Annotated in this window: 16 protein-coding genes; 7 read left to right on the forward strand and 9 right to left on the reverse strand. The window is 47.3% G+C overall.

Translation table 11 applies throughout. The features are described from left to right. Window positions 1-761: 761 nt before the first annotated feature. Together ACWI0H_RS18035 and ACWI0H_RS18040 are read left to right on the forward strand one after the other, a co-directional pair. Complete coding sequence (locus tag ACWI0H_RS18035) at window positions 762-2861, forward strand: putative bifunctional diguanylate cyclase/phosphodiesterase (RefSeq protein ID WP_485874125.1); 2100 nt, start codon at window positions 762-764, stop codon at window positions 2859-2861. 104 nt (window positions 2862-2965) lie between these two features. Continuing rightward, entirely contained in the window at window positions 2966-4936 is a 1971-nt protein-coding gene (locus ACWI0H_RS18040; protein WP_485874126.1) for a sensor domain-containing diguanylate cyclase, read from the forward strand. Window positions 4937-4950: 14 nt separating this feature from the next. Here the strand turns inward: ACWI0H_RS18040 and cysQ are convergent, their stop codons facing one another. From cysQ to ACWI0H_RS18065, 5 genes are all read right to left on the reverse strand, one after another. Next, window positions 4951-5727, reverse strand: a complete 777-nt coding sequence (cysQ, locus tag ACWI0H_RS18045) for a 3'(2'),5'-bisphosphate nucleotidase CysQ (protein ID WP_485874127.1) — start codon at window positions 5725-5727, stop codon at window positions 4951-4953. Continuing rightward, on the reverse strand, window positions 5727-7292 hold the full coding sequence (locus ACWI0H_RS18050) for an ATP-binding protein (protein WP_485874128.1): 1566 nt from the start codon (window positions 7290-7292) through the stop codon (window positions 5727-5729). Before ACWI0H_RS18050 ends, cysQ begins: the two co-directional genes overlap by 1 nt. A 117-nt stretch (window positions 7293-7409) precedes the next feature. Then, window positions 7410-8165, reverse strand: a complete 756-nt coding sequence (locus ACWI0H_RS18055) for an amino acid ABC transporter ATP-binding protein (RefSeq protein ID WP_485874129.1) — start codon at window positions 8163-8165, stop codon at window positions 7410-7412. Then, entirely contained in the window at window positions 8162-8830 is a 669-nt protein-coding gene (locus ACWI0H_RS18060; protein WP_485874130.1) for an amino acid ABC transporter permease, read from the reverse strand. The genes ACWI0H_RS18055 and ACWI0H_RS18060 overlap by 4 nt, the downstream gene beginning before the upstream one ends. Before the next feature lie 96 nt (window positions 8831-8926). Further along, entirely contained in the window at window positions 8927-9694 is a 768-nt protein-coding gene (locus tag ACWI0H_RS18065; RefSeq protein ID WP_485874131.1) for an amino acid ABC transporter substrate-binding protein, read from the reverse strand. A gap of 422 nt (window positions 9695-10116) precedes the next feature. Here ACWI0H_RS18065 and wbpA point away from each other — a divergent pair, with 422 nt between their 5' ends. Genes wbpA through ACWI0H_RS18090 form a run of 5 tightly spaced genes read left to right on the forward strand, consistent with a single transcriptional unit; the run spans window position 10117 to window position 15228 of the window. After that, window positions 10117-11412 carry a UDP-N-acetyl-D-glucosamine 6-dehydrogenase gene (wbpA, locus tag ACWI0H_RS18070; RefSeq protein WP_485876262.1) on the forward strand — a complete coding sequence of 432 codons (1296 nt, stop codon included), beginning with the start codon at window positions 10117-10119 and terminating at the stop codon, window positions 11410-11412. Between the two features lie 8 nt (window positions 11413-11420). Then, window positions 11421-12371 carry a Gfo/Idh/MocA family oxidoreductase gene (locus ACWI0H_RS18075; RefSeq protein ID WP_485874132.1) on the forward strand — a complete coding sequence of 317 codons (951 nt, stop codon included), beginning with the start codon at window positions 11421-11423 and terminating at the stop codon, window positions 12369-12371. A gap of 19 nt (window positions 12372-12390) precedes the next feature. Then, complete coding sequence (wbpD, locus tag ACWI0H_RS18080) at window positions 12391-12963, forward strand: UDP-2-acetamido-3-amino-2,3-dideoxy-D-glucuronate N-acetyltransferase (protein WP_485876263.1); 573 nt, start codon at window positions 12391-12393, stop codon at window positions 12961-12963. Continuing rightward, window positions 12963-14057, forward strand: coding sequence for a DegT/DnrJ/EryC1/StrS family aminotransferase (locus tag ACWI0H_RS18085; protein ID WP_485876265.1), 1095 nt, complete (start codon window positions 12963-12965; stop codon window positions 14055-14057). The genes wbpD and ACWI0H_RS18085 overlap by 1 nt, the downstream gene beginning before the upstream one ends. A 49-nt stretch (window positions 14058-14106) precedes the next feature. Continuing rightward, complete coding sequence (locus ACWI0H_RS18090) at window positions 14107-15228, forward strand: hypothetical protein (protein ID WP_485874133.1); 1122 nt, start codon at window positions 14107-14109, stop codon at window positions 15226-15228. Window positions 15229-15394: 166 nt separating this feature from the next. Here ACWI0H_RS18090 and ACWI0H_RS18095 read toward each other — a convergent pair whose 3' ends face one another. From ACWI0H_RS18095 to fliD (ACWI0H_RS18110), 4 genes are all read right to left on the reverse strand, one after another. After that, window positions 15395-19834 (reverse strand): FkbM family methyltransferase, encoded by a 4440-nt coding sequence (locus ACWI0H_RS18095; RefSeq protein ID WP_485874134.1) that lies wholly within the window; start codon window positions 19832-19834, stop codon window positions 15395-15397. A gap of 118 nt (window positions 19835-19952) precedes the next feature. Next, a complete protein-coding gene (locus tag ACWI0H_RS18100) occupies window positions 19953-20855 on the reverse strand; it encodes a flagellin N-terminal helical domain-containing protein (protein WP_485874135.1) in 903 nt (300 codons plus the stop codon). A gap of 271 nt (window positions 20856-21126) precedes the next feature. Then, window positions 21127-22527 carry a flagellar filament capping protein FliD gene (fliD, locus tag ACWI0H_RS18105; RefSeq protein ID WP_485874136.1) on the reverse strand — a complete coding sequence of 467 codons (1401 nt, stop codon included), beginning with the start codon at window positions 22525-22527 and terminating at the stop codon, window positions 21127-21129. 161 nt (window positions 22528-22688) lie between these two features. Next, window positions 22689-24047: a flagellar filament capping protein FliD gene (gene fliD / locus ACWI0H_RS18110; RefSeq protein ID WP_485874137.1), complete on the reverse strand. Its 1359-nt coding sequence runs from the start codon at window positions 24045-24047 to the stop codon at window positions 22689-22691. Window positions 24048-24148 lie beyond the last annotated feature (101 nt).

Genomic DNA, 24148 nt, shown 5'->3' on the forward strand with positions numbered 1-24148 from the left:
GGTCTATAACAACCAGTTGATTTGGCAGGCTTTTCACCCTACCAAAACGTATAACAGGCAGTTAAATCGAGCTGCCCATTCACGGGTCTGTCTGAGAGGATGGCATAGTCTATCACGCACCATGCGCGCTTGCTAGCCGTTGTCAATGGTCGTTGATCGAGAATCCCAAGGTCGATGGGGTGATTTATGGATTCAAGCACGGCTTATTTTTGCACGCCAATTAAATTTTTCTGTTTTTTTATATATTTAAAGAGACATGTTCCGTACAAAAAGCATCATTAAAAAAGATTAAAGGAAGACACAAAACAACCTTAGCGTTACACTCTGAAGAGCACCATCGTGCTAGTCAATTAAAACTAGAAAATCTAGTATTAAGCGCTTTCCAAACTTGCCTAGCTGCCTCCTTGAGCACCACGTTGATCGATTTGCAACGTTCAACCAGCTCCATAAAAACAAGCTAATACAATTAATTCTAAAGCTACTGCATGGCACGCCTTAAAAAGCAGTCGCATCTTATTACTTTTTAAAGTGGGGAAAATGAAAAACATACGCGTTCAACATAGCTTACCGAGCTCAGCGCGGACCAAGTCAACACGGCTAACCGCATGGAATAGTTAAAATAGCGCGGCGGCCATTATGTGGCCGCCGCTACCGAAGCTTTCGAGCCTACTCATTTGGGCAATGGTTAGCCAACGATGCCAAAGCCAACTCATATTTTATGACAAACTTGTGACACGGATTAACTTGTGAAAAGAGTCTTCATGGCAAACATTAAGGAGAGTATTGCAAACAATTATAACGTACAGGATGTACCTCACGCTTTGCAGGCGCGTCACCACGCCCTGTTTACCCATCATCCCGATGCCATATTTGAGCTGAGCCTTGATGGCATTATCAAGCACTGTAATTCAGCCGCAGCTCATATTACCGGCATCACCAATGAGCGCTTAACCGGTAACGCTTTTTTTAAGCTTCTCCATATCGACGCTCTCGAAGAGGCAAAAGCTGCCTTTAACGCCACCTTAAAAGGGCAACATCAAAGCTATCAAGCGCTTAGCATCAACAGTCATCAGCATGCCATTCAGCTTGAAGTCACCCACGTGCCGATTATCGCCGATGAACGAATGATAGGCGTCTATGCGATTTGCCGTGATATTACTCAGCGAAAACAGGATGAAAGCGAGCTACGGCTGTTAAAACGGGGAATTGAAGCCAGCCCCAATGGTGTGGTGATGGCAGATGCCTCCCAGCCCCACTTGCCTCTAGTGTATGTAAACAGTGCGTTTTCCGACCTCACCGGTTACAGCGCTGAAGCAGCACTTGGCCGCAACTGTCGTTTTTTACAAGGCGAAGATTCCAACCCAGAAGCTATTGAAGAGATTCGCCGCGGCATCACTCAACATCAAGACGTGCAAGTACTGCTACGTAACTACCGCCGCGACGGCACTCTGTTTTGGAACCAGTTATCGATTAGCCCCGTGTTTAGCGAAACGGGCGTATGCACGCATTTTATCGGCATACAACAAGACATTACACGTCAGCGAGAGCAGGAAGCGCGGATTGCTTATCAAGCAGCGCACGACCCACTCACCGGGCTCCCTAACCTTGGGGCGCTACAAACACGCCTGGAGCATGCGCTACAAAGCTGTAAATCGCGGAGGCAGGAACTGGCGCTGCTTCATATCGATTTAGACGACTTTAAGCCGATTAATGATGCGTTTGGCCATGGAGTAGGAGACCAGTTACTTAAAACCGTAGCGCAACGCTTACTAGATACCGTGACAGCGGGCGTTAGTGTGGCCCGCCTCTCTAGCGATGAGTTTGTGGTACTGCTAGCCCCTTCCCAAAGCGAACAAGAAGTGATTGCTCTCACGAACCGTTTATTAGTGGTTCTTGCTCAGCCGTTTACACTCTATCAATATAGCCTGCATATCAGCGCCAGCATTGGTATCGCCTCAAATAAAGGCAGTGCCACCCAGACGCATGACCTACTTCACCATGCTAGCCTCGCGATGGAAGACGCCAAGCGCCAAGGGCGTAACACATGGCAATGGTACTGCGGTGACGCCATCGACAATGTCGCCGAACATGTTGTTATCAGACGAGAGTTACAAGAAGCCATACAAGCTGAGCAATTTGAAGCGTATTATCAACCCATTGTGGATGCCGCTAGCGGCGACATTAAAAGTGTGGAAACGCTGATACGCTGGCACCATCCCACCAAAGGCCTTGTTTCACCGGGTGTGTTTATGCCGATTGCCGAGCAAACGGGGCAAATTATTGCCATTGGTCGCTGGGTATTGGATCGCGCCTGTCATGATATTGCGACCCTTAATGCTGGCCGTGAGCGCCCCCTTGCGGTGGCGGTGAATATTTCGCCAATGCAGTTCCGGCGCACAGGTTTTATGAACGAAGTTAAAGCAGCGCTTGACGCTAGCGGCCTACCCCCTGCCTTACTGGAACTAGAGGTAACGGAAGGCACGCTAATGACGAATACCGAACAAGCCGTTGCACTACTCACTGAAGTACGAGACCTGGGCATTAGCGTTGCGCTGGATGACTTCGGCACTGGTTTTTCGAGTCTCAGCTATTTACGCGACCTCCCTATCAGCAAGGTAAAACTCGACATTCTATTTATTCGAGGCATTTCAAAAAACGCGAAAAATGCCGCCATTGTTCAAGGCGTTATCACCATGGCCCATCACTTAAACTTAGCGGTAGTCGCCGAAGGCATTGAAACACGTGAAGAGCAAAGGGATCTGCAGCAACGCCAATGCGATTTGCTGCAAGGGTTCTATTTCTCCAAACCCATGCCGTTTGGGATGTTAAAACGCTTGCCACAAACGCTTACGCCACCCTAGAAAGTGGCTGATAAAAATTCCGCCATAAACGCCATCCCTTACATCTAAGACAGAAAAACAGGCTGCCCTACCCAGGCCGCCAATTTTAGACAGGAAATGCTGCCGTGCCACTGCGCCGCCTACACACTCGCCTACTGCTAGCCGTGAGCATACCGTTGATCCTCGTTTCAACGACGCTGCTGCCTGTTCTCCATGTGCATATGGAAACACGGCTCAATAGCCTGAGCGCCGAAGCCGATGCCCTCTTAAAAGTGGGGCAAGAAGCGTTAACCCGCGATATCAATGAAAGCCTTAACTACGCGCTTGCCATTGCTGAAATGCCTGGACTAAGGCGCTACCTCGCAGCGCAAAGTTTAACCACACTCACTGACCAGCAATATTCACTTAGTGATTTATCCCAGCTTTCTAATTTTTTAACGACCTTAATTAGCCACAACGCTCGTTACACCAAGCTAGTCCTGATTGATAACCAGGGGCGCGAAGTGCTGCGTGCCCCCAGAAGCCGTGAAACTGGACCACGGATATCGGGCAATCTACATGTTAATACTGACTACTTCATAGAAGCATCCAAGCTGTTACCACGCGACCTGTATATCTCACCGCCTGGCCGTAACCTGCAGTTCGAGTTATTTGGCCGCGATGTGATTCCAGTGGTCAACGTTTCCACCCCTGTGTTTGATGCCACCGGCGAGCGCCGTGGCGTAGTACTTTTGAGCCTTAATTGGGATTACCTGACAGATGCCCTGCGACAAGCCATGCTACTTGACCAGAACGCCAATATGATTTTGGTCGATGCCCAAGGCAGGTGGCTGCTGGATGAAGGTATCGGATCAATAGATACAGCGAGTTTTGGTGGCAACTTTGCTGCGCTTTCTCCCCTCTACTGGCAAGCCATGCAGCAGCGCAATGAAGGCAACGCCACCGTAGACAATCACCTGCTGCGCTTTCAAACCGAAGATATACGCACCCAGCGCTACCGCAGCCTGGCAGGTACTATTTTTAGCGACAACGCCGACCACCCGTGGAAACTGGGTGTCACGCTCCCCCGCCCTACCTGGCTCTCACTGTTTAAAGAAGAGACCACTGTCCTCTGGTTTCTGTTGCTGACTTACGGCGTTGCCGTAGCATTTGGCATATTTTGGACCTTCAGCAGCCAACGCCAACGGGAATTACGCCAAGCCGCTCAGCGCCACGCCTATGAAGTCAGTGATTTATATGAAAATGCCCCCTGCGGCTATCACTCGATTGATAAGTCCGGTCTCGTGGTCAAAATGAACCGCACCGAACTTGCCTGGCTGGGCTACTCTGCCAAGGAAGTGATAGGTCATATCGATTATCGAGAGCTCATTACACCAGAAACACGTGATCAGTTTGAAAAAGCCTTCCAAAACGTGAAAGACAATCAATCTGGCAGCGCAGAATGCACCTTACTCACGCGTAACGGCGAGCATCGTCACGTGATGATTCAAGGCTCTGCCTACACGCGCAACGGCCGTTTTGTGCATTCCAGGGCAACGGTGTTTGATCTTACCGAGCGTAAACAGCTTGAAGAAAAACTACGTGCGCAAGCCATGACCGACCCCCTAACGGGCGTGTTTAACCGGCGTTACTTGCAAGCCCAAGCAAAAATTGAGATGTCACGGGCACGGCGCCAAAATCATCCCATAGCGCTTATCACCATAGATATTGACCACTTTAAACACATCAACGATGAGTATGGCCACGATATTGGTGATGAAATACTGAAAAACTTTACGCAAATAGTCAGCGATCTGCTTCGTCAAGAAGACTTACTGTGCCGGGTTGGGGGTGAAGAGTTTGCGGTGTTACTCCCCAACACCGCTATAGAACAGGCTCAACAGGTGGCAGAGCGAATTCGTGCCTCTATTGAAGAGGCGACTACCTTAGTTGAATATGAAGGTACGCAACAAGCGCTAAAAATCACCGCATCACTGGGAGTAACCTCTGTTCGCGACCAAGAAAAATCGTTAAAGCCGGCGCTTAAAAGAGCGGATATAGGGCTCTATGAAGCGAAAGAAAACGGCCGTAATCAGATCATCATTCACATGGAATAGCGCTTGCACACAGTCTAGCGCTTGCCCCACACCACAAAATCGGGGTTAAGCACTTGCTGGGGATTGGCATAGCTTAAAGGCTGATCTTCCAGCGTGACCACTCGCCCACCGGCCTGTTCGACAATCGCTTGAGCAGCGCCGGTATCCCACAAACTGGTGGGGCCAAAACGCGGGTAGACATCCGCTTTACCTTCCGCGATAAAGCACGACTTCAGCGAACTCCCCATGGGTTGAGTTTTATACTCCCCCAGCGCTTCTAACCATGCTGCCATACGCGGGTCGGGGTGCGAACGGCTGCCCAGCACACGCCAAGGCCGCCCCGCTTGCGGCGGTAATGACGCCTGAATGGCCTGCCACTGCCCATCAGCGCCAACCTTAAAGGCCCCCAACCCTTCAGCGGCTAGATAAGTAAGCTGTAAGGCAGGGGCAACCACCACGCCCAACACCGGTTTTCCTTGCGCAATCAAAGCAATATTGACGGTGAACTCATCATTACGCTTGATAAACTCTTTGGTGCCATCCAACGGGTCGACCAACCAATAAAAGCCCTCAGCGTTAGCGCCGTTAAAGCCGTGGGTATCTTCTTCAGAGAGTACCGGCACCTCAGGGGTAAGCGCCTGCAAGCCACGGGCAATAATCTCATGGGCCGCTTTATCCGCCTCAGTCAGCGGGCTGTTATCGGCTTTTATTTCTACGCTGAACTCCCGACGATAGACCTGCATAATCGCCTCGCCTGCCTCACAGGCTAACTGCTCAATGCTTTTTAGTAATGACTGGGTGATAGTGGGCATTAAGAGAGCGTCTCCATATCAAATGCCACAATTTGGCGCTGCTGGCGGGAAAATTCCACGCCAATTAAGTGGATAGGTTTACCTTGGGCGCGGTATTTATCGGCGTAGCCTTTGGTTTTTATCTGCTCTAGTGCGCTGCCTTCTGGCAACTGCTCCACCACTTTAAATTCGAACAGGTAAAGGTGACCACTGAAATCCACTGTCATATCCACCTTACCGAAATGGCTGGCGTCTTCCACCGTAACGCTTAACCCAAGAGCGGCAAAGTGACTAAAGAAGACACTGGCATAATGACCTTCGTATTGAGCAATGGGATTGTTGCGATACCAATCGTGGGGTAGTCCGGCGTAAAGGGCTTTAAGATGAGTTTCAAGTCCGGCTAAATCATGGCCGCGTAAATGTGTAAACAGCGTTTTGCGCTCACGCGCTGAGTTTTCAACACCTAATACCGGCAGTAACGCTTGGTTTAAGCTGGTTTCTACTTCTTGATTAGGAAAGCCTAGGGTATATAACCGATACCCCACCATGGGTTCTTCCACCTGCTTAACGGTTAGATATCCCGTTTGAAATAACAGCGCCTCAGTCCCGATATGGTCAACATCAAAACGACCCAGCAGCTCAGCCTCGGTTTCCAGCTGATCTAGTGACGGCGTAAACACCCCGCGTTGTTTTAGAATTTCTACCAAAAATGTGGGGGTAGCGCTCTCAAACCAATAGGGGCCAAACTGGCGCTTTTGAAACAGTAGTAGAACATCAAAGGGGTTGTATACAGCGGTCACCTCCTGCCCACCCCAACGGTAGCCGTTATACCAATACTTGATTTGAGCACGGTCTAACCCCGGTAATTCAGGAGCGAAGACGCTGTCAACATCTTCATCGGTGTACCCACAAATGGAAGCGTAAGGCGCATCCAGCGTAATGTCGTTCAGGTTATTCAGCCCCGAGAACAGGCTCACTTTGCTGAACTTAGAAACACCCGTTAACAGTACAAAGCGTAAATACGGGTCGGCGTCTTTGAGCACGCTGTAAAGGTTTTTCAGCCCTTCGCGCAGTTCGCGGGCTCGCTCTGGGGCTAAGATATTATCGAGAATCGGTTTATCGTATTCATCAATCAGCACTACCGTACGTTGACCAAACTTCTGGTGAGTGCGGCGAATCAGGTCCGAAAAATCATTGGCAATTAGTTTGGGGCGCTCGCTGACAATGCCCAGGCGCTCGCGATGCTGAGCCAGCTGATAGCGGATATGGGTATCCAAATCCTCACGACTAGCCAAATGCCCATCGGCAAAGCTAATACGAATCACCGGATGCCCAGTTTGCCAATCCCATTTATCGTGAATATACAGCCCTTCAAACAGCGCTTTGCGGCCTTCAAACAGGCAGCGCAGGGTATCAAGCAGCAGGCTTTTACCGAAGCGACGCGGGCGGGAGAGGAAAAAGTATTTCCCCTCTTCCGTTAGACGGTGAATATCGGGTGTTTTATCAACGTAGTAGTAGTCACCTTCACGGATATCTGAGAAGGTCTGAACGCCAATAGGTAATTTGCGCCGGTTTTCAGTTGGCATAGCAACCTCAAAAAACAGGTGAACTGAAAGTCAGCATAACATGCACGGCATTGCTTCCATCCATAGCCACGCTTGGCATTAACTTAGCTGGTGCCACCTAAAAAACCAGCACGGCCCTCACGGCACTGCCTGCCCAGTAGGCGCCAAAATCTTGCGCAAAAAATGGCGCGTTCGCTCATCTTTGGGTGCAGTGAACAACTCTTCAGGCGGGGCTTGCTCGACGATGCCACCTTCGTCCATAAATACCACTCTGTCTGCCACTTCCCGGGCGAACTGCATCTCGTGGGTGACCACGATCATCGTTTGGCGTTCTACCGCTAACTGCTTCATTAAGCCCAACACTTCTTCCACCCACTGCGGGTCTAGTGAAGAGGTGGGCTCATCAAACAAAATCACATCGGCATTCGCTGCCATGGCACGGCCGATGCCTACCCGTTGCTGCTGGCCACCGGAAAGTGACGCCGGGTAAGCATCGGCTTTATCCGCCAGGCCGATGCGTTCCAGAATCTCCCTCGCCCGCGCGTGTGCTTTGGCCTTGGGCAGCTTGTCCACCACAATCATCCCCTCGCTGATATTCTCCAGCGCGGTTTTGTTAGCGAATAGGCCGTAGTTCTGAAACACAAACGCCGTGCGACGGCGCAGTGCCAGAATATCTGCCCGGCTAGCGCGCTGGGTGTCCACACTCAGGTCGCCTACCTGCAAGCGTCCGGCATCGGGCTTTTCAAGGAAGTTAATACAGCGCAGCAGCGTCGATTTCCCCGTACCGGAGGGGCCAATGATGACGATGATCTCGCCCTGGGCAAGGCTCAAGTCAATATCTTTAAACACCGTGTGGCCGCCGAAGCGCTTGGTAATGCCTTGCAGCGAAATCATCGTTGGTAGGCCTTATTCAGGTAAATTTCTAACCGACGCTGCCCCCAGGAGAGCACTTCCACGACTGCCCAATAAATCAGCGCCACCAGCAAGAAAGCTTCCAAATAGAGAAAGCTGCCCGCTGCCTCTTTTTGCGTCGCGCCCATCAATTCGGTGACACCTAACGTAAAGGCCAGCGAGGTCGCTTTGATCATATCGATGAAATAGTTCATCAACGTTGGGGTTGCCACGCGGGTTGCCTGGGGCAGAATGATACGGCGCATTAACTGCGACTGGGTCATGCCGATGGAGAGTGCCGCTTCGGTCTGGCTGCGGTCAATCCCCACAATCGCCGCACGGATGGACTCGGCCATATAGGCAGAGAAGTGCAGCGTTAGCCCCAGCACCGCAGCAGTGACACCGGTAATCGCGATCAACGAACTAATCAGCTGCGGCAGGCCGTAATAGAAAAGAAACAGCTGAACCAGCAGCGGCGTACCGCGGAAAAACGAGATAAACAGCAGCGACAACCCGTTTAACACCGGCACTTTTGATACGCGAACCACCGCCAGCAGGCACGCCAGTATCAGCGCAAAGAACATGGCGATCGTCGCCATTTGAAGCGTGAGCGGCAGATAGCGCAGCAGAACCGGCAATAGCCCCCACATATATTCGAGATTAAGCATAATAATTAAACATAATAATTAAACATAGATTAGACCGCTTATAAGCAAACGGCCGTGGCAATGCCACGGCCGCGTTAAACCAGGGTAGCCTAAACGTTACGGCTGGGTGATGTCGGTATTAAACCACTTTTCCGATATCTCACGTAGCTCGCCATTTTCACGCAGCTCGGCAAGCGCTGCACCAACCCGGTCGCGCTGCTCACGGCCCGCTTCATCATCACGAAACGGTAGCGCGTTCTCAATGGTCGAGAACGGCTGACCCGCCAGCTCTAAAGGTAAGCCTTTCTCTTTAATGACTTGCGTCGCACTCACGCGATCCATCACAAACGCTTCAACCCGGCCCAAGGCCACATCCTGCTCGATGTTGGATTCATAGGTACGAATATCGATTTCGTCGGCATTCGGTTGCTCACGCAGCAACTGTTCGTAGTTGGAACCCAAATTCACCGCCACGCTTTTGCCGGACAGATCCTCAACGCCTTGAATGGAATCATTACCCGCCCGCACCACCACCTGCGCGCCGTCATACACATAGGGCTCCGTGAAGGCGTACTTGGCTTCGCGCTCAGGGGTGATCGTAATCTGGTTGGCAATGGTATCAATACGCCCAGACTCCAGCATGCCCGCCAGGCCAGAGAAACTAGCGGTCACGAATTCGATCTCATCACCGGTGATCTCACCCACGGCATTCATCACATCAACTTCAAAGCCTTTCAGCTCGTCCTGCTCCACAAACGTAAAGGGGAAATAACCACCGGACATGCCCACACGGAGGGTGTCGGCTTGGGCAGTCGTGGCAAACAACCCTGCAACACCCAATGAAAGGGCAATCACGGTTTTTTTTAAGGGACTCAGGTTCGCCATAGCCGTTTCCTCTTAGGCACCAATATATCCAGCGTGAAGATGGAGACGCTGATAAAGATATTTGTCACTTATTACCAGCTCAATGCTGTCAATATAGCAGCAAAAAAGAAATAATAAATAGGTTTATTATTTCTTTTTGATCTATAGCTTGGAGCTCTACTGACGGTATCCATTCATCTTAAATTCAGCTTGACAACCAGAAAACTCGGTCATCAGTTAAAACCAACTACTTAAGATGATCAGAACCAAACATTGAGCTGTAAAATGTATTGTGCTGAATACCACAGCAGCTTAGCGATAAATTGATCAGCATATCCCTAAGTAAGTCGGTAGACTTGCCGATAACACATATAGACCATGGCAATGAAACCATGTAGTGCAACTGATCAGCTTAGAGATATTACATGATTAACCCCCAACTCATGCTGCTGAGAAAATTCAGCACAACAAATGCCACAATTTGCATAGTCGGCCTCGGTTACGTCGGCTTACCGCTTGCACTACGCTATATTGATGCTGGTTTTCGTGTGCTGGGTATTGATATTGATCGGTCAAAAGTCGACCAGCTGAATGCCAGAAAGAGCTACATTGAGCATATACCGTCAAAGAAAATTGACGATGCTGCTCAGTGTGGGTTTGAAGCCACTGCCGACTTCAGCCGAGTCGTAGAAGCCGATGCGATTATCCTTTGCGTGCCGACACCGCTAAACAAATATCGCGAACCGGACATAAGCTTCGTAATTGACACAGTTAACGCCATCAAGCCCTATCTACGAGAAGGGCAGATTGTGTCGTTGGAGAGCACCACCTATCCAGGTACGACCGAAGAGGAGCTACTGCCACGCGTGCAGGAAAGTGGCCTAATCGTGGGCGAAAGCATTTTCTTAGTCTATTCACCTGAGCGGGAAGATCCTGGCAACCCAGACTTTGAGACTCGCACGATTCCTAAAGTGATTGGAGGACATACCCCGGCTTGTCTTGAAGTCGGTATTGCTCTCTATTCATCCGCTATTGATCAGGTCGTACCAGTTAGCTCTACTAAAACAGCCGAAATGACCAAACTGCTAGAGAACATCCACCGAGCTGTCAATATCGGTTTAGTCAACGAAATGAAAATGGTCGCAGACCGTATGGGCATTGATATATTCGAGGTGGTAGATGCCGCAGCGACTAAACCCTTCGGTTTCACGCCCTATTATCCAGGCCCGGGTCTGGGTGGCCACTGTATTCCTATCGATCCCTTCTACCTTACTTGGAAGGCTCGCGAATACGGTCTGAATACCCGCTTTATCGAGCTTTCCGGCGAGGTGAACCGAGCCATGCCTGAATACGTGGTGAGCAAACTGATAGATGGCCTAAACGAAAATGGCAAGGCCCTCAAGCACAGCCACGTACTGATTTTAGGTATCGCCTACAAGAAGAACGTCGACGATATGCGTGAATCTCCCTCGGTGAGAATCATGGAATTAATCGAGGCAAAGGGCGCAGAGGTGGCATACAGCGATCCCCATGTGCCAGTTTTCCCAAAAATGCGCGAGCACCATTTTGATTTGGTAAGCGTGGAACTGACCGTCGAGAGTTTGGCAAGCTTCGATGCTGTAGTACTAGCCACTGATCATGACTGTTTCGACTTTGGACTGATCAAGCAGCATGCTCGGCTGATAATTGACAGCCGTGGTACTTTCCGCGAGACCTACGTCCATATCATCAAGGCTTGAGGAAAAGAATGAAGAACTTTGCCCTTATCGGTGCTGCTGGTTACATCGCTCCTCGTCACATGAAAGCGATTAAAGAAACTGGCAACCATCTGGCAGTTGCCTACGACATCAACGATTCGGTAGGCATTATAGACTCCATATCTCCCCAAAGTGAGTTTTTTACCGAGTTTGAGCGCTTCCAAGAGCATGCTTGGCAGCTCAAGCGTAACCCCGAGACTGCACTGGACTACGTAACGGTGTGCTCGCCGAACTACCTGCACCATGCCCATATCGCCGCTGGGCTGCGGCTTGGCTGCGACGTGATCTGCGAGAAGCCTCTAGTGCCGACTCTTGAACTCCTAGATGAGCTGGCGCTGATTGAGCAGGAGACCGGTAAGCGCGTCTACAACATCCTGCAGTTGCGTCACCATCCAGCAATCCTCGACCTGAAGCAGAAGGTGGAGGAGGAGTCACGTTCCGACAAGTACGAGGTGGAGCTAACCTATATCACTTCTCGCGGCAAGTGGTACATGGAGAGCTGGAAGGGCGATCCGCGCAAGTCCTTCGGCGTGGCCGCCAACATCGGCGTCCACTTCTTCGACATGCTGCACTTCATCTTCGGCAAGCTACAGAAGAACATGCTGCACTTCGCCAGCAACGACAAAGCCACTGGCTACTTGGAGTACGAGAAAGCGCGGGTGCCCTGGTTCCTCTCCATCGACGCTAACGACCTACCTGAAAACGTTAAGGGCAACAAGCAGGCCACCTATCGCTCTATTACTGTGGATGGCCAAGAGATCGAGTTCTCTGGAGGTTTTACCGACCTACACACGGTTAGCTACCTGGGGATACTCAGCGGTTGCGGCTTCGGCATTGAAAATACACGCCACTGCATTGAGACCGTAAACACCATCAGTTCCGCGCAGCCACAAGCCCCGAGGGCTAGTGAAGCCCACCCCCTTCTAAGCAGACTAGTGTGAGATGAGTGACACAAACTTGATGATCCATGACTCCGCCATCGTTGATGAGGGCGCCCAGATCGGCGATGGTTCCCGCGTATGGCACTTCGTACACGTGTGCAGCGGGGCTCGAATCGGTAAGGGCGTCTCACTAGGGCAGAATGTATTCGTCGGCAACAAAGTCGTGATCGGCGATAATTGTAAAGTGCAGAACAATGTTTCCGTTTACGACAATGTCACATTAGAAGAAGGCGTATTCTGCGGCCCCAGCATGGTATTTACCAACGTCTACAACCCACGCTCGCTCATTGAGCGAAAAAGCGAATACCGCGACACGCTAGTGAAGAAGAGCGCTACCTTGGGAGCCAACAGCACTATCATCTGTGGTGTAACCATCGGCGAGTACGCCTTTATCGGCGCCGGTGCAGTCGTCAATAAAGACGTTTTAGCTTACGCCCTTATGGTAGGCGTCCCAGCCCGGCAAATCGGCTGGATGAGCCAATACGGCGAACAACTAGCACTGCCATTGCAAGGGCAAAGCGAAGCAGTATGTCAGCATACCGGTGACCGCTATGTGCTAAATGGCAACCAGCTGAAGAGGATGAGTGCATGATTCACTTTATTGACCTCGCAGCGCAACAAGCCCGAATAAAAGACAAAATCGACGCTGGTATCCAGCGGGTGTTAGCCCACGGCCAGTACATCCTTGGCCCCGAAGTGGCCGAGCTGGAAGAAAAACTCGCCGCCTATGCGGGTACCAAGCACTGCATTACCTGCGCTAACGGCACAGACGCCTTGCAGATCGCCCAGATGGCGCTTGGAATCGGCCAAGGAGATGAGGTCATCACTCCCGGTTTCACTTATATCGCCACCGCCGAGACGGTAGCACTGCTGGGTGCCAAACCGATTTATGTGGATATTGACCCACGCACCTACAACCTGGATCCCTCGAAGCTGGAAGCAGCCATTACACCGCGAACCAAAGCGATCATACCCGTTTCGCTCTACGGTCAGTGCGCCGACTTTGACACCATTAATGCTATTGCGGAAAAATACGGTATACCGGTAATTGAAGACGCTGCCCAGAGCTTTGGCGCTACCTACAAAGGCCGCAAGTCCTGCAACCTGAGCACCATCGCCACCACTAGTTTCTTTCCTAGCAAACCGCTGGGTTGTTATGGCGATGGTGGTGCGATTTTTACCAACGATGATAAGCTAGCTGTCGTGTTGCGCCAAATTGCTCGCCATGGTCAGGATCGCCGTTATCATCATGTTCGTGTAGGTGTGAACAGCCGACTGGATACCCTACAGGCCGCTATTCTGCTGCCCAAACTAGAGATCTTTAATGAGGAGTTATTACTACGCCAGCAAGTCGCCGAGCGCTATAATCAACTACTCAATGATTCAGGGATTACCACCACACCTTACGTGCCCCCCTACAACACAAGTGCCTGGGCGCAGTACACCATTCGCTTAAAAAATCGCGCAGAAGTTCAGGCCAAGCTCAAAGAGCTAGGAATACCAACGGCGGTACATTACCCATCCACCTTAAACCAGCAACCTGCGGTCGCGGATAAAACATCAAACTTACCAGTAGGGGATAATGCAGCTACTCAAGTAATAAGTTTACCGATGCACGCCTACATTAGCATTAACAATCAAATGCAAGTTGTTACCTCACTAGCATCAACTACATCACTAAGCTAATCAAACATATATTCTGCAAATATCCATCTCAAAGAAAAAAGGCTACAACGTGAAATTACTTATTTTATACAACTCAAAGATCGACCCATTTGGGACACATCTAGCATTTTCCAATAGCATTGCAGAAGCAGCAGCTGAGTGCGAACATAGTCCTCTTATTATTGATATTAGCCGCTATAAAGAAAAAGCTTATGAAGCGCTAACCTCTGGACATTTTGACGCAGTTCACTTAGAGCAAAGCCACGGTGCTGAACTAATAAAAAAGGCACGCCAAGAAAACAGTAGGACACCCCCCTTTTACTCATTAGTAAGAGATATGCCATTTTACCCATGGATAAAAGAAAATATTATTGAAACAGACGAAAATTCCAAGTTTTTCTATGTTGAACCTACTGCGGTCGAGATTGCAAAAAAAATCAACGACCGGCACAATGGTGAATATCATCCGAGTCTATACACCTCATCTCTTCTAACTAAAGAAAGATTAATAAAACCATCTCAACGGCCAATCAAAAACTTATATGTAGGAAGCTACCAAAACAACGATCAATATTACCAAAAAATCAAAAAACACAAAGCGCTTCTCAAAGCACTAGAGATTGTTCTAGAAACTAAAGTAACACCTGCACACATAGCCCTATCAGAAGCCTTTAACAGAAATATAAATTTTGAAAAAGAAAGCGAGATGGTCGACTTATGCTTTCTTATCAACCAAGTGGCAAGATCAATCCGTCGCGAGGAGTTTTTACGTAAAATTTCCTCTAAAATACCATTAACACTCGTGTGGAATGGGCAATTCCCCGAAGGTATCAAATTCCATAACGATACAACAGTACTAAAACCCAAGAATTATGCCCAGACCGTGAAGTTAATGCACCACAGTAGCAATATGTGGATGGTTATCAACAACTTTGGCTCTGCACTAAGTGAGCGACAACTGACGGCTGCTGCTAGCGGTTGCATCCCTTTCACAACCATGAACAATCACCAAGGAATGCATAAAGAATTACAACATATCTTCCATAACATAGATCATGATATAGGAAACAGCATCGAACTTTCAAAAGATCTAAACGCTCTTGACTCTATACACAACATTATTACAGAAGAAAACGCATTAAAAGAATTCAACCCATCGCAATATTTAAGAAAGCTTGATAAACTCTTTTAAAAAAGCAACTTTCTAATATAATAATTTCACCAAAAGACTACACTAATTATAACAATACGTTCTAACCCCCTTTCACTAAAAACAATGCAGGAGGGACTTTTATTTATCCCTCCTGCCCTTAAAGCAAGACTCAAAGCATTACTATTACTCAATCAATACAAACATATCACAACACTTCAAATAAATAAGTAGGAGTTGCATTGAACCGCTTTACTGCCTTATAACCAAAGCCTTCTAGATATTCACTCACAGCATTAAAATCACTTTCACTTCCGGCTTCAACATATAGCAAAGGAGCACTATCATTTAACAATTTTTTACAGCCTTTTAAAACATCTAACTCCATACCTTCAACATCTAATTTAATCATACCAACGCTCTTCCTCTCGTTCTTTTTTAAGAAATTATCTAGCTTAACAACATTAATCTCTCCCTCTTCGCTCATCCCTATCTTCGTCATACCAATATTATTAGGATCGTAAAATATTACACTTGCTTTTCCATCAGAATCTGCAACACCTAAATTAAATGCATCTACTTTTTCATCAACTCCATTAATTTTAATGTTTTCCGCTAGAATGTTAAAAGTATCAATATTTGGCTCAAAAGCGATTACATGGCAAGCATTTAAAAATTTCGAAAAAAATACAGTATGATTTCCTATATTTGCCCCAATATCTATTATAACAGAACCCTTTTTAAATCTGTCGAGCATGTCTTCTAACATGGATACTTCATAAAACGTCCCTGTTCTAATAATCATTTTTTGTATATGATCATTTTTATTAGGCAAATAAAAATTAACATCTTCTCCATTATATACAAAATGACAAATATCTTCACTAGAGCTTTTAACTTCTAAGCCTTTTCCCTCAACAAGACATTTTTCTATTTCCGAAATCTGTTTTGACAAGGCATACTTTCTCTTAATATAATCTTTATATTCATTGGACCTATAGTCACCAGATAAAATCATATCAACAGCATCTTCAACCGTATTAAAAACCAATGATTGAGGATAAAGTTTTTGTGCACCTGGCCAATTATGTATCAGTGGTTTAATTCCTTTTACCATAGCTTCAGCGATATTAAAGCCAAAAGATTCAGAAATGCTTGTGGAAATTAAGTAGTTCTTATCTTCAAGCCATGCATCAATATTTTCGACATGACCATAAAAAACCACATTTTCTTTTATGTGCAGAGACTCTAGCATGTGTTTTATGTAACGATAAAGAATTGGGTCACTAATCTCCCCTGCAACATGCACCGTATACCTTTTGTCTATCTTTACTAACTTGTCCACCACTTGAACAAGAAGCTGAGGATTTTTAACAGTTTTTAATGACGCAACAAATGCTAAGGAAAAACCTGGGGCTCGCTCCTCATATTTGAATCTCTCTATATCCACACCATTATGAATAACAGTAGAAGGTATATTCACCCCGCGACTTTTCACATACTCCAGTGTATGCTCAGAAACAAATATCAATTGATCCAAAAACTCACTTTTAATCTTATTTGGCCATTGAGAAAAGGCTTCGAATCCATGTAGTCGACACACCACCTTGCAGTTTTTTTGTATTTCATTACTCGCCTTTACCACAACTTCATCGCACCATTCGAACCAAGTCACATCCGACCAGTCCATAAGTGTTTGAAGCCTTTTCATATCCGGCAACTTGTAATCAAGATGCCAATACTCCACATCAAGCTTTTTGTTAAATATTTCAGCAATAGGTTTGATGAATGTTTCGCCGCGCGAGCATACAATCAACAACTTCTTCATTTCTCCTTTTTGATGATTAATAAAAAAATGCTCATCGCCATCCTTATAATGGTACATTTTAGATTGAACACCATTACCTGCTAATACATCTAGATCTGCTATATTTTTTTTATCAAACTTCCTATATAGATTTGCAAGAACCCAGTTAAACTTATTTTTTCGAGTATTAATTTCGTTTGCAACGAAGATAGCATCTGCTGAATGTAGTTCTAAGCCTTTATACTCCATATTTTCTAAGCGAAAAAAATTAAATCTATTTCGGCTAGCCCAATGTTGTAACATCGCTAAATTCGGCTGGCTCTCATGTGTTGGCTGAAAAGCAACTTTCACCTGAATCAACAATACACCTTTTAGAGTTTGCTCCCCATTTCTTAGCACCGTCATAGCATCATGCAGATCGTCCAGCACAAGCATATCGACGTTTGGCAATGCTTCAATGCTATCCAAAGCCACAGTGCTTATAGGTAACTCAGCAAGCACCTTAAGCTTTTCACGCTGGCATTCTGGTTGCTGATCTTCCGGCAGTGGTTTTAGAGTACTGCCTTTTTCGGCATCTAGCGTTGCATATAATGTAGCAGGCTGACCATCGCCTAAAAGCGCATGCGGATAGTGATGCAGTTCACCATACTCTTTTAACTCATCTATTTTTTTGTTGAGCAAGCTAGATGGATCAAAGCTGATTACGGCCAGATGCCCACTTGCCATCCATTTAGGGTAGTCAGGATGACGCGGCATTACGGCGGCATTATCTACAATGATTATTGGCTCATCGAACTTCCATTCAAATGGCTTATCCTCAGCTAATTCTTCGCTCAAAACCTCGGGTATTTCAACCAGCTTGTCTTCATCAGCAAACCACATTTCACCCTCTTTGTTGAAGGTGAGAGCTTCGGGGGCTTTACCATCACAATAGCGTACCCAAATAGCACGTAGGGCATTATTAAAGTGGTTAGCAAAGCGTGGCGCATCGCATACGGGCGAATAGTGCAAAATAGTACGTAGTCCCGCACGTATAACCGCCAAATTAGGCAAGTCATTGGCAAGCTCAACTACTCGTTGACGATACTCATCCCAGCTATTAGTGACTAGTTCTGGCAACCCTGCATTAATCAGGTGGGTAGCACTATGTCGACCCGCGAAGGTGGGACCAGGCAAGGTGACTACTGGCACGCCCATTAATAAGGCTTCACAAGTAGTCAAACCACCTGAGTAAGGCCAAGTATCTAAGGCAATATCGATACGCTGATAGGTACCTATAAAATTTTTATGATCTGTCGGCCCTTCTAAAATTACTCGGTTACGCTCAATATCATGTGAAGCCATTTCATCCCATAACCAGCAACAGAAATCCTCGCTTTCATACTGCCCGCCTCTTAAAAGAAGTCGGCTATCAGGTATCTGGTGCATTAAACGCGCCCATTCATTGAGCAATTGACCACTGATTTTTGCAGGGTTATTTAAACAACCTAATGTAATAAAATTATTTTTAACTGCTGGCAGTGAAGATGTAGGAGGAGCATAAGCGCAAGGCATATAACAGATGTAGTCATCCGGTAGACGAATTAGCTTTTCAGTATATTGGCTATCCACGCCTTGAGGCGTCTCGATATGATCGGATAACAAATAGTCAATCGACTCAAGACCCATCGTATTGACAAGCCCTCCAACCCACTTAACACACAGTGGTGCAGGGCGCATCGAAATTGCCTGCAAGCAGCTGCCATCACCATGGCCAGAAAGATCTATTAGAATATCTATATTGTCGTCATAAATTTTTTGAGCTATCTGTTTTTGAGTAAGAGAGCGGATTGCACTCCACTGTTTACAGGATTTTTTAATCTGTTCGGTTACAAAATCATTATTATCATTTGTTGTGTACGCGTAAAAATCAATATCAGAGCGGCTATTTTCTAAAGCACTGGCAATCATTTGACCTACAGGATGTAAGCGGAATCCAGAGGAAACCAAACCAATGGAAAGCTTTTTTAAAGGTTCTTTAGAATTTTTATGTAAACCAAGTCTAGGTAAAGAAAACTTCTGCTCCCAGCTACGGCCAAGCTCCAAAATCTCTGATGTAGTTGAGTTAACATTATAATGCTTAGCGAAGAACAGATTGGAGTAAGCCATCCAATTATCGGGCTGTACTGCTAAAGACTTTTCATAATAAGCCTCAGCTTTCTTATGACGCCCTAAGTCTTTGTTGATATTTCCCAAGTTATTATATATGACAAAATTTTCTGGATATTCTTTTTCTAACCTTTCAAAAATAAGTAACGACTCACTAAACTCACGAAGCTGATATTTAATTGTACCTATTAGTACTTCAACACGTAAACTATCAATCCCCAGGACTTTTGCTTCTTCTGCATGCATTAATGCTTCTTTATGCAACCCTGACTCTTTTAGCATTTCAGCCAAGCGATATCTGGCTGGAGCATATTTCTCCTGTAAATTGACAGCATGTTTTTGATACTTTATTGCCTGCTCACTATTTCCTGTTTGATAAAATGCTGCCGCCAAACTTGTTAGCGCTAGAAAATCATTACTATCGATTTCTACAGACTTTAACAGGGGGTTTAATGCCTCACTAGGATTTTCAGCTTCCAGGTAGCTTGTACCTAATGCTTTCCAAGAAAAAGCACTTTGGGGATAGCGTTCTACCAAATGCTGCGCTGCCTGTTGCGCTTGTGGCAACTTCCTGGCGTTGTAGAGCGCCATAAATGCATCGACCATTGCTTGAGGTAACCCCAAATCAGCTCCATGGCGTGTGTAATTTTGGGCAACCGTTGATTTCTGCTTGCGTACTTTTTTCTTAGCCATGGGTCTCTACTTTACGTCGATCTATAAAGGGGATATGTACCACTATACTGATTAAATGCTTCTTACAAACGGCAAAAAACCCGGGCATTGGCCCGGGTTCTTTAGGTTTAAAACGGTCTTACTGGAGCAGAGAAAGAACGCTCTGCGGGGTTTGGTTCGCCTGGGCCAGCATGGAAGTGCCTGCCTGCTGAAGAATGTTGGCACGCGTCATGTTCGATACTTCTACAGCGTAGTCGGCATCTTCGATACGCGAACGAGCACCCTGCAGGTTGGTAGACGTAGTTTGAATGTTGTCCAGTGCTGTTTCGAAACGGTTCTGCATCGCACCTAAGTTACTGCGCTCTTGGTCAATAGACGCAATCATTGTGTCTACGGTAGCCATTGCAGTACTAGTACCTGCACCAGTTGCACGTCCTTCTAATACATCAAAACCTAAAGCTGCCACAGTACGGCCATCACCTGTACCGAACGCACTGAAACCACCTTGTACAGCAGTACTAGCTGTATCATCTAACTTATTCCAGCTAGATGCAGAGCCAACATCGATTTTGATGATTTGGCCATCTTTAGCGCCAACCTGGATAGAGAATGAAGCAGTTGCATCGGCAGAGAACAGGTCACGACCGTTAAACTGTGTTTGTGTCGTTACACGATCAATTTCTTTCAAGCGCTCGTTAACTTCTTCCTGGATGGAATCAATGTCTTGTGCAGTATTAGTGTCGTTTTGTGCTTGAACGGTCAGCTCACGAATACGCTGCAAGTTGTCGTTAACCTGATCCAGCGCACCTTCAGCGGTTTGCGCCAGAGAAATACCGTCGTTAGCGTTACGCGCCGCCTGGTTCAGGCCAGTTACGGTGCTGCTCATACGGTTGGCGATGGCTTGGCCAGCGGCGTCATCTTTTGCGCTGTTGATACGCAGGCCAGAAGACAGACGCTCTTGCGCTTGCTGCAGCGAGCTTTGTGCGCCTTTCAGGTTGTTTTGGCCAATCAACGCTGTGATGTTTGTATTGATAACGGACATTGTGAATCTCCTACGTATAGTTACTGGCCTGATCGGCCTGCCTGACGGCTTGCTGCCGTTATATTAATTAACGGCAGGCAGAGGAATTACTTAAATTTTTTATGCACTTTTTGTGTAATGAAATGTATCAAGCAGTAGTGCTTGCTATCTCTTTATTCATTAGCAGCAGGCCTACATCGACTAGCTGGAAGCTAGCTACAAAAACGCCAATAAAAAGCCCCTGCAATGAAGACAGGGGCTAATAGAAAGAAGGCTAACTCTTCACAAACTACTAATTATTTTTCATTTGCGAATTCATCATGTCCAATTGCTGGGCCAAATAGTCGCCTGTTGCGTTCATTTGCGCCATCATCATATCGAGCTGCGTGAACTGCTGGCGGTAGCGCTCAACGGTGCGCTCGATAGACGTTTCAGTCCGCTCAAAGCGGCTGTTCAGTGACTCGATACGCCCTTCGGCACTACGTTGGGCACTACCTAAGGCGCCGTTTTCGCTTAACACTCTCTCTAATACTTCGCTTACCTGCCCGCCCATGCCGGTATCATCACTTTCGCCTGCAAAAAACGCAGCCACGGCATCTTGATTATTGGCTACGGCATCGCTCATCTTGGTTGAATCAAGCTCAAGCGTGCCATCTGTTTTCAGCTCAATGCCGATATCTGTTAGGCGAGTAATATCACCGCCAGGCACATTACCTACCAGTGCTGAGCGCAGCTGAGACTCAATAGCACGAACGGCGCGGTCGCCGATCAAATCACCTGCCGCATCACCGCCGCCGTTGAAGGCGGTTAGCTCACCGATTTTGGTTTTAAGATCGTTGTAGCCTTTTACGAAGCCTTCAACCGCTTCACGCACGGCCAGAGTATTACGCGCGACGACGACGGTATTAGGGCTATCTGGTTCGGTCACTTTTTCTAAATTAAGCGTGACGCCAGCGATAGCACCTTGAACGGTGTTGGTTTCACTGGTGATCGCAATCCCATTGACTTTCAATTCGGCGCTGCGACCTTCATAAGCGGTCTCAGCAGCAAGCACTTCATCAACCGCAAGTTCCGAAAAGGTCATACCATCAATTGAGGCTTCTTTGCCTGTAGTAGCAGAGCTAAGCGCTAATCGATAACCGCTGCCATCGTTAACAATAGAAGCGTTCACTTTAGGCCCATCACCAAAGTCGAAATCATTGATCTGGTCGCGAATAGCTTCGAGAGAGCCTCCTTTCGTCAGGATGATCGTACGAGAGGTAGTAGGTTTGCCAGCAGCATCGTTACCGAAGTCCAGCGTGAGGCTTGCTCCGGCTCCCGTGAGCTCTCTAGTAAGCGCATCATCTCCTTGAATGCTATTCGTTGCTAAGCTGCCAGCACGCGCAAGCTGAGTAACTTCCACATCATAACGTCCTGCAGTCGCTTCACTGCTGGCTGTCGCTTTAATAGCAGTGCCGCCGCGTATTTCGGTAGATAAGCTTTGATAAAGCTCAGGATCGTTAAGTTTATTCACTGATGTCTGAAACTGAGACAAAGCGTTTTGTAACTGCCCGTAGCCAGAAATCTTGGCAGTCTGCTGCTCTTTCTGCTGCGTGATAGGCGCTAGCTTTTGGCGCTCTGCACCGCGTAGCTGTTCCAATAGACCAGTGAGATCTAGCCCTGATCCAACGCCAAGAGAGGTGATCGTAGCCATTGGCCCAGTTCTCCATATAATTAACTAAAATTGTCCATATAAAGTATATCGGCAGAAAAGGCGATAACTTTAGCCTTTTTTCTTAGTATCAAACGAGAAAAGCTAGGCTTGGCTAACCTGGCTTCGTACTTATTTATTTTTATGATAACTTACTGTTTTGGCTAATTTTGTGATGGCTGCTGATTCAACCCTGAAAGCTGTTGGGTCAAGTAGCTACTGGTAGAGTTCATTTGAGACATCAGCGTATCCAGTTGCGCAAATTGTGTTCGGTAACGCTCTACCGTCTCCTCGATACGACCTTCTGTGCGGGAAAAACGCTCACCAAAAGACTCTACTCGCCGCTCAGACCCACTGATGGCGCTTTGCAAAGTTCCAGAATCATTCAGCATTTGTCCAATAGCCTCATTGACCTGACCCGCCATACCACTTTTGCTATCGGCTCCTGTAAAGAAATTCGCCAGCGCATCAGGCTCGTTACCAATAACATTATCTAGCTTGTTCTCGTCTAGCTCTAAGGTGCCATCCACCTGCAGAGAAATACCAACGTCGGAAAGGGTTTGTAAGCCTTCCCCTTCCATCATCCCGCTGAGCACCCCACGTAGCGTTGACTCAACAACGCGAGTCGCACTATCACCATTCAGTTGGCCCGCCTGGCCGCTGGCAGCATCAAACGCTGTTAAATCGCCAATGGAACTTTTAAGCGTATTAAACGCTTCCACAAAGGCTTGTACTCCCTCCTTGATGGCTTGATTGTCCTGTGCAATGGTGATGGTGTTAGACGTATTCGCTTCGTTTAGATCTAATGTCACCCCCTGAATAGCACCTTCAATCTGATTGGAAGAGCTGACAATACCGATACCATTTACGTTAATACGGGCGTTTTGACCTTCTTGCACTACCTGCGCATCACTGGTGGTAACGTCGGTGGCTAAGATGTCACTGAAATTCGTGCTTTGGATGCTAGCATCAGCACCTGTTTCTGTTGCGTTAACAGACAACCGATATCCTTCGCCATCATTGATAATAGACGCGTTCAGGCGACCATCACTTTCTGTATTAATAGCATCACGAATACCTTCGAGAGAGCTTCCACTTGCAATAGCGATGGGATCCAACTCGCCGTCTGCAAGCGTAAATGTCAGTTCGGTATCACCATCAATAATCGTTTCATCTGGTGCTGTAACGCGCTCAGTTGCAAGACTGCCAGCAGTAGCCAACTGCTCTACTTCAACAGCATACTGACCCGGCTGTGCTTCATCACTGCTAGTTGCACGAACCCCATCTCCCTCTACAGAAGTGGTTAAGCCTCCATAAAGCTCAGGGTTATTAAGTGCAGATGCCGCAGTCTGTAGTTGCGACAAGCCACCTTTTAGCTGTCCATACGCGGATATTTTTGCTTCTTCAGATTCAACCTGTTGTTGAATGGGCACCAGCTTTTGCTGTTCTGCTTCACGCAGTTGATCTAATAAGCTTGTGAGATCTAAACCAGAACCAACGCCAAGCGATGTAATAGAAGCCATAAAACCAATGCCTTTTTTGAATACGTTTTGCTACGCTTGGTACTCCTCATTACCGCTTGTTCTTAAAGCTATGCGTAACACTATTTTTTAATACAATTACC

This window comes from Halomonas sp. NYA30 (assembly GCF_976980765.1).

Coding starts and splice junctions, on each gene's coding strand:
- ACWI0H_RS18035 (WP_485874125.1), top strand. CDS start 762: ATGGCAAACATTAAGGAGAGTATTGCAAACAATTATAACGTACAGGAT.
- cysQ (WP_485874127.1), bottom strand. CDS start 5,727: ATGCCCACTATCACCCAGTCATTACTAAAAAGCATTGAGCAGTTAGCC.
- ACWI0H_RS18050 (WP_485874128.1), bottom strand. CDS start 7,292: ATGCCAACTGAAAACCGGCGCAAATTACCTATTGGCGTTCAGACCTTC.
- ACWI0H_RS18055 (WP_485874129.1), bottom strand. CDS start 8,165: ATGATTTCGCTGCAAGGCATTACCAAGCGCTTCGGCGGCCACACGGTG.
- ACWI0H_RS18060 (WP_485874130.1), bottom strand. CDS start 8,830: ATGCTTAATCTCGAATATATGTGGGGGCTATTGCCGGTTCTGCTGCGC.
- ACWI0H_RS18065 (WP_485874131.1), bottom strand. CDS start 9,694: ATGGCGAACCTGAGTCCCTTAAAAAAAACCGTGATTGCCCTTTCATTG.
- wbpA (WP_485876262.1), top strand. CDS start 10,117: ATGCTGCTGAGAAAATTCAGCACAACAAATGCCACAATTTGCATAGTC.
- ACWI0H_RS18075 (WP_485874132.1), top strand. CDS start 11,421: ATGAAGAACTTTGCCCTTATCGGTGCTGCTGGTTACATCGCTCCTCGT.
- wbpD (WP_485876263.1), top strand. CDS start 12,391: ATGATCCATGACTCCGCCATCGTTGATGAGGGCGCCCAGATCGGCGAT.
- ACWI0H_RS18095 (WP_485874134.1), bottom strand. CDS start 19,834: ATGGCTAAGAAAAAAGTACGCAAGCAGAAATCAACGGTTGCCCAAAAT.
- ACWI0H_RS18100 (WP_485874135.1), bottom strand. CDS start 20,855: ATGTCCGTTATCAATACAAACATCACAGCGTTGATTGGCCAAAACAAC.
- fliD (WP_485874136.1), bottom strand. CDS start 22,527: ATGGCTACGATCACCTCTCTTGGCGTTGGATCAGGGCTAGATCTCACT.
- fliD (WP_485874137.1), bottom strand. CDS start 24,047: ATGGCTTCTATTACATCGCTTGGCGTTGGTTCTGGTTTAGATCTCACA.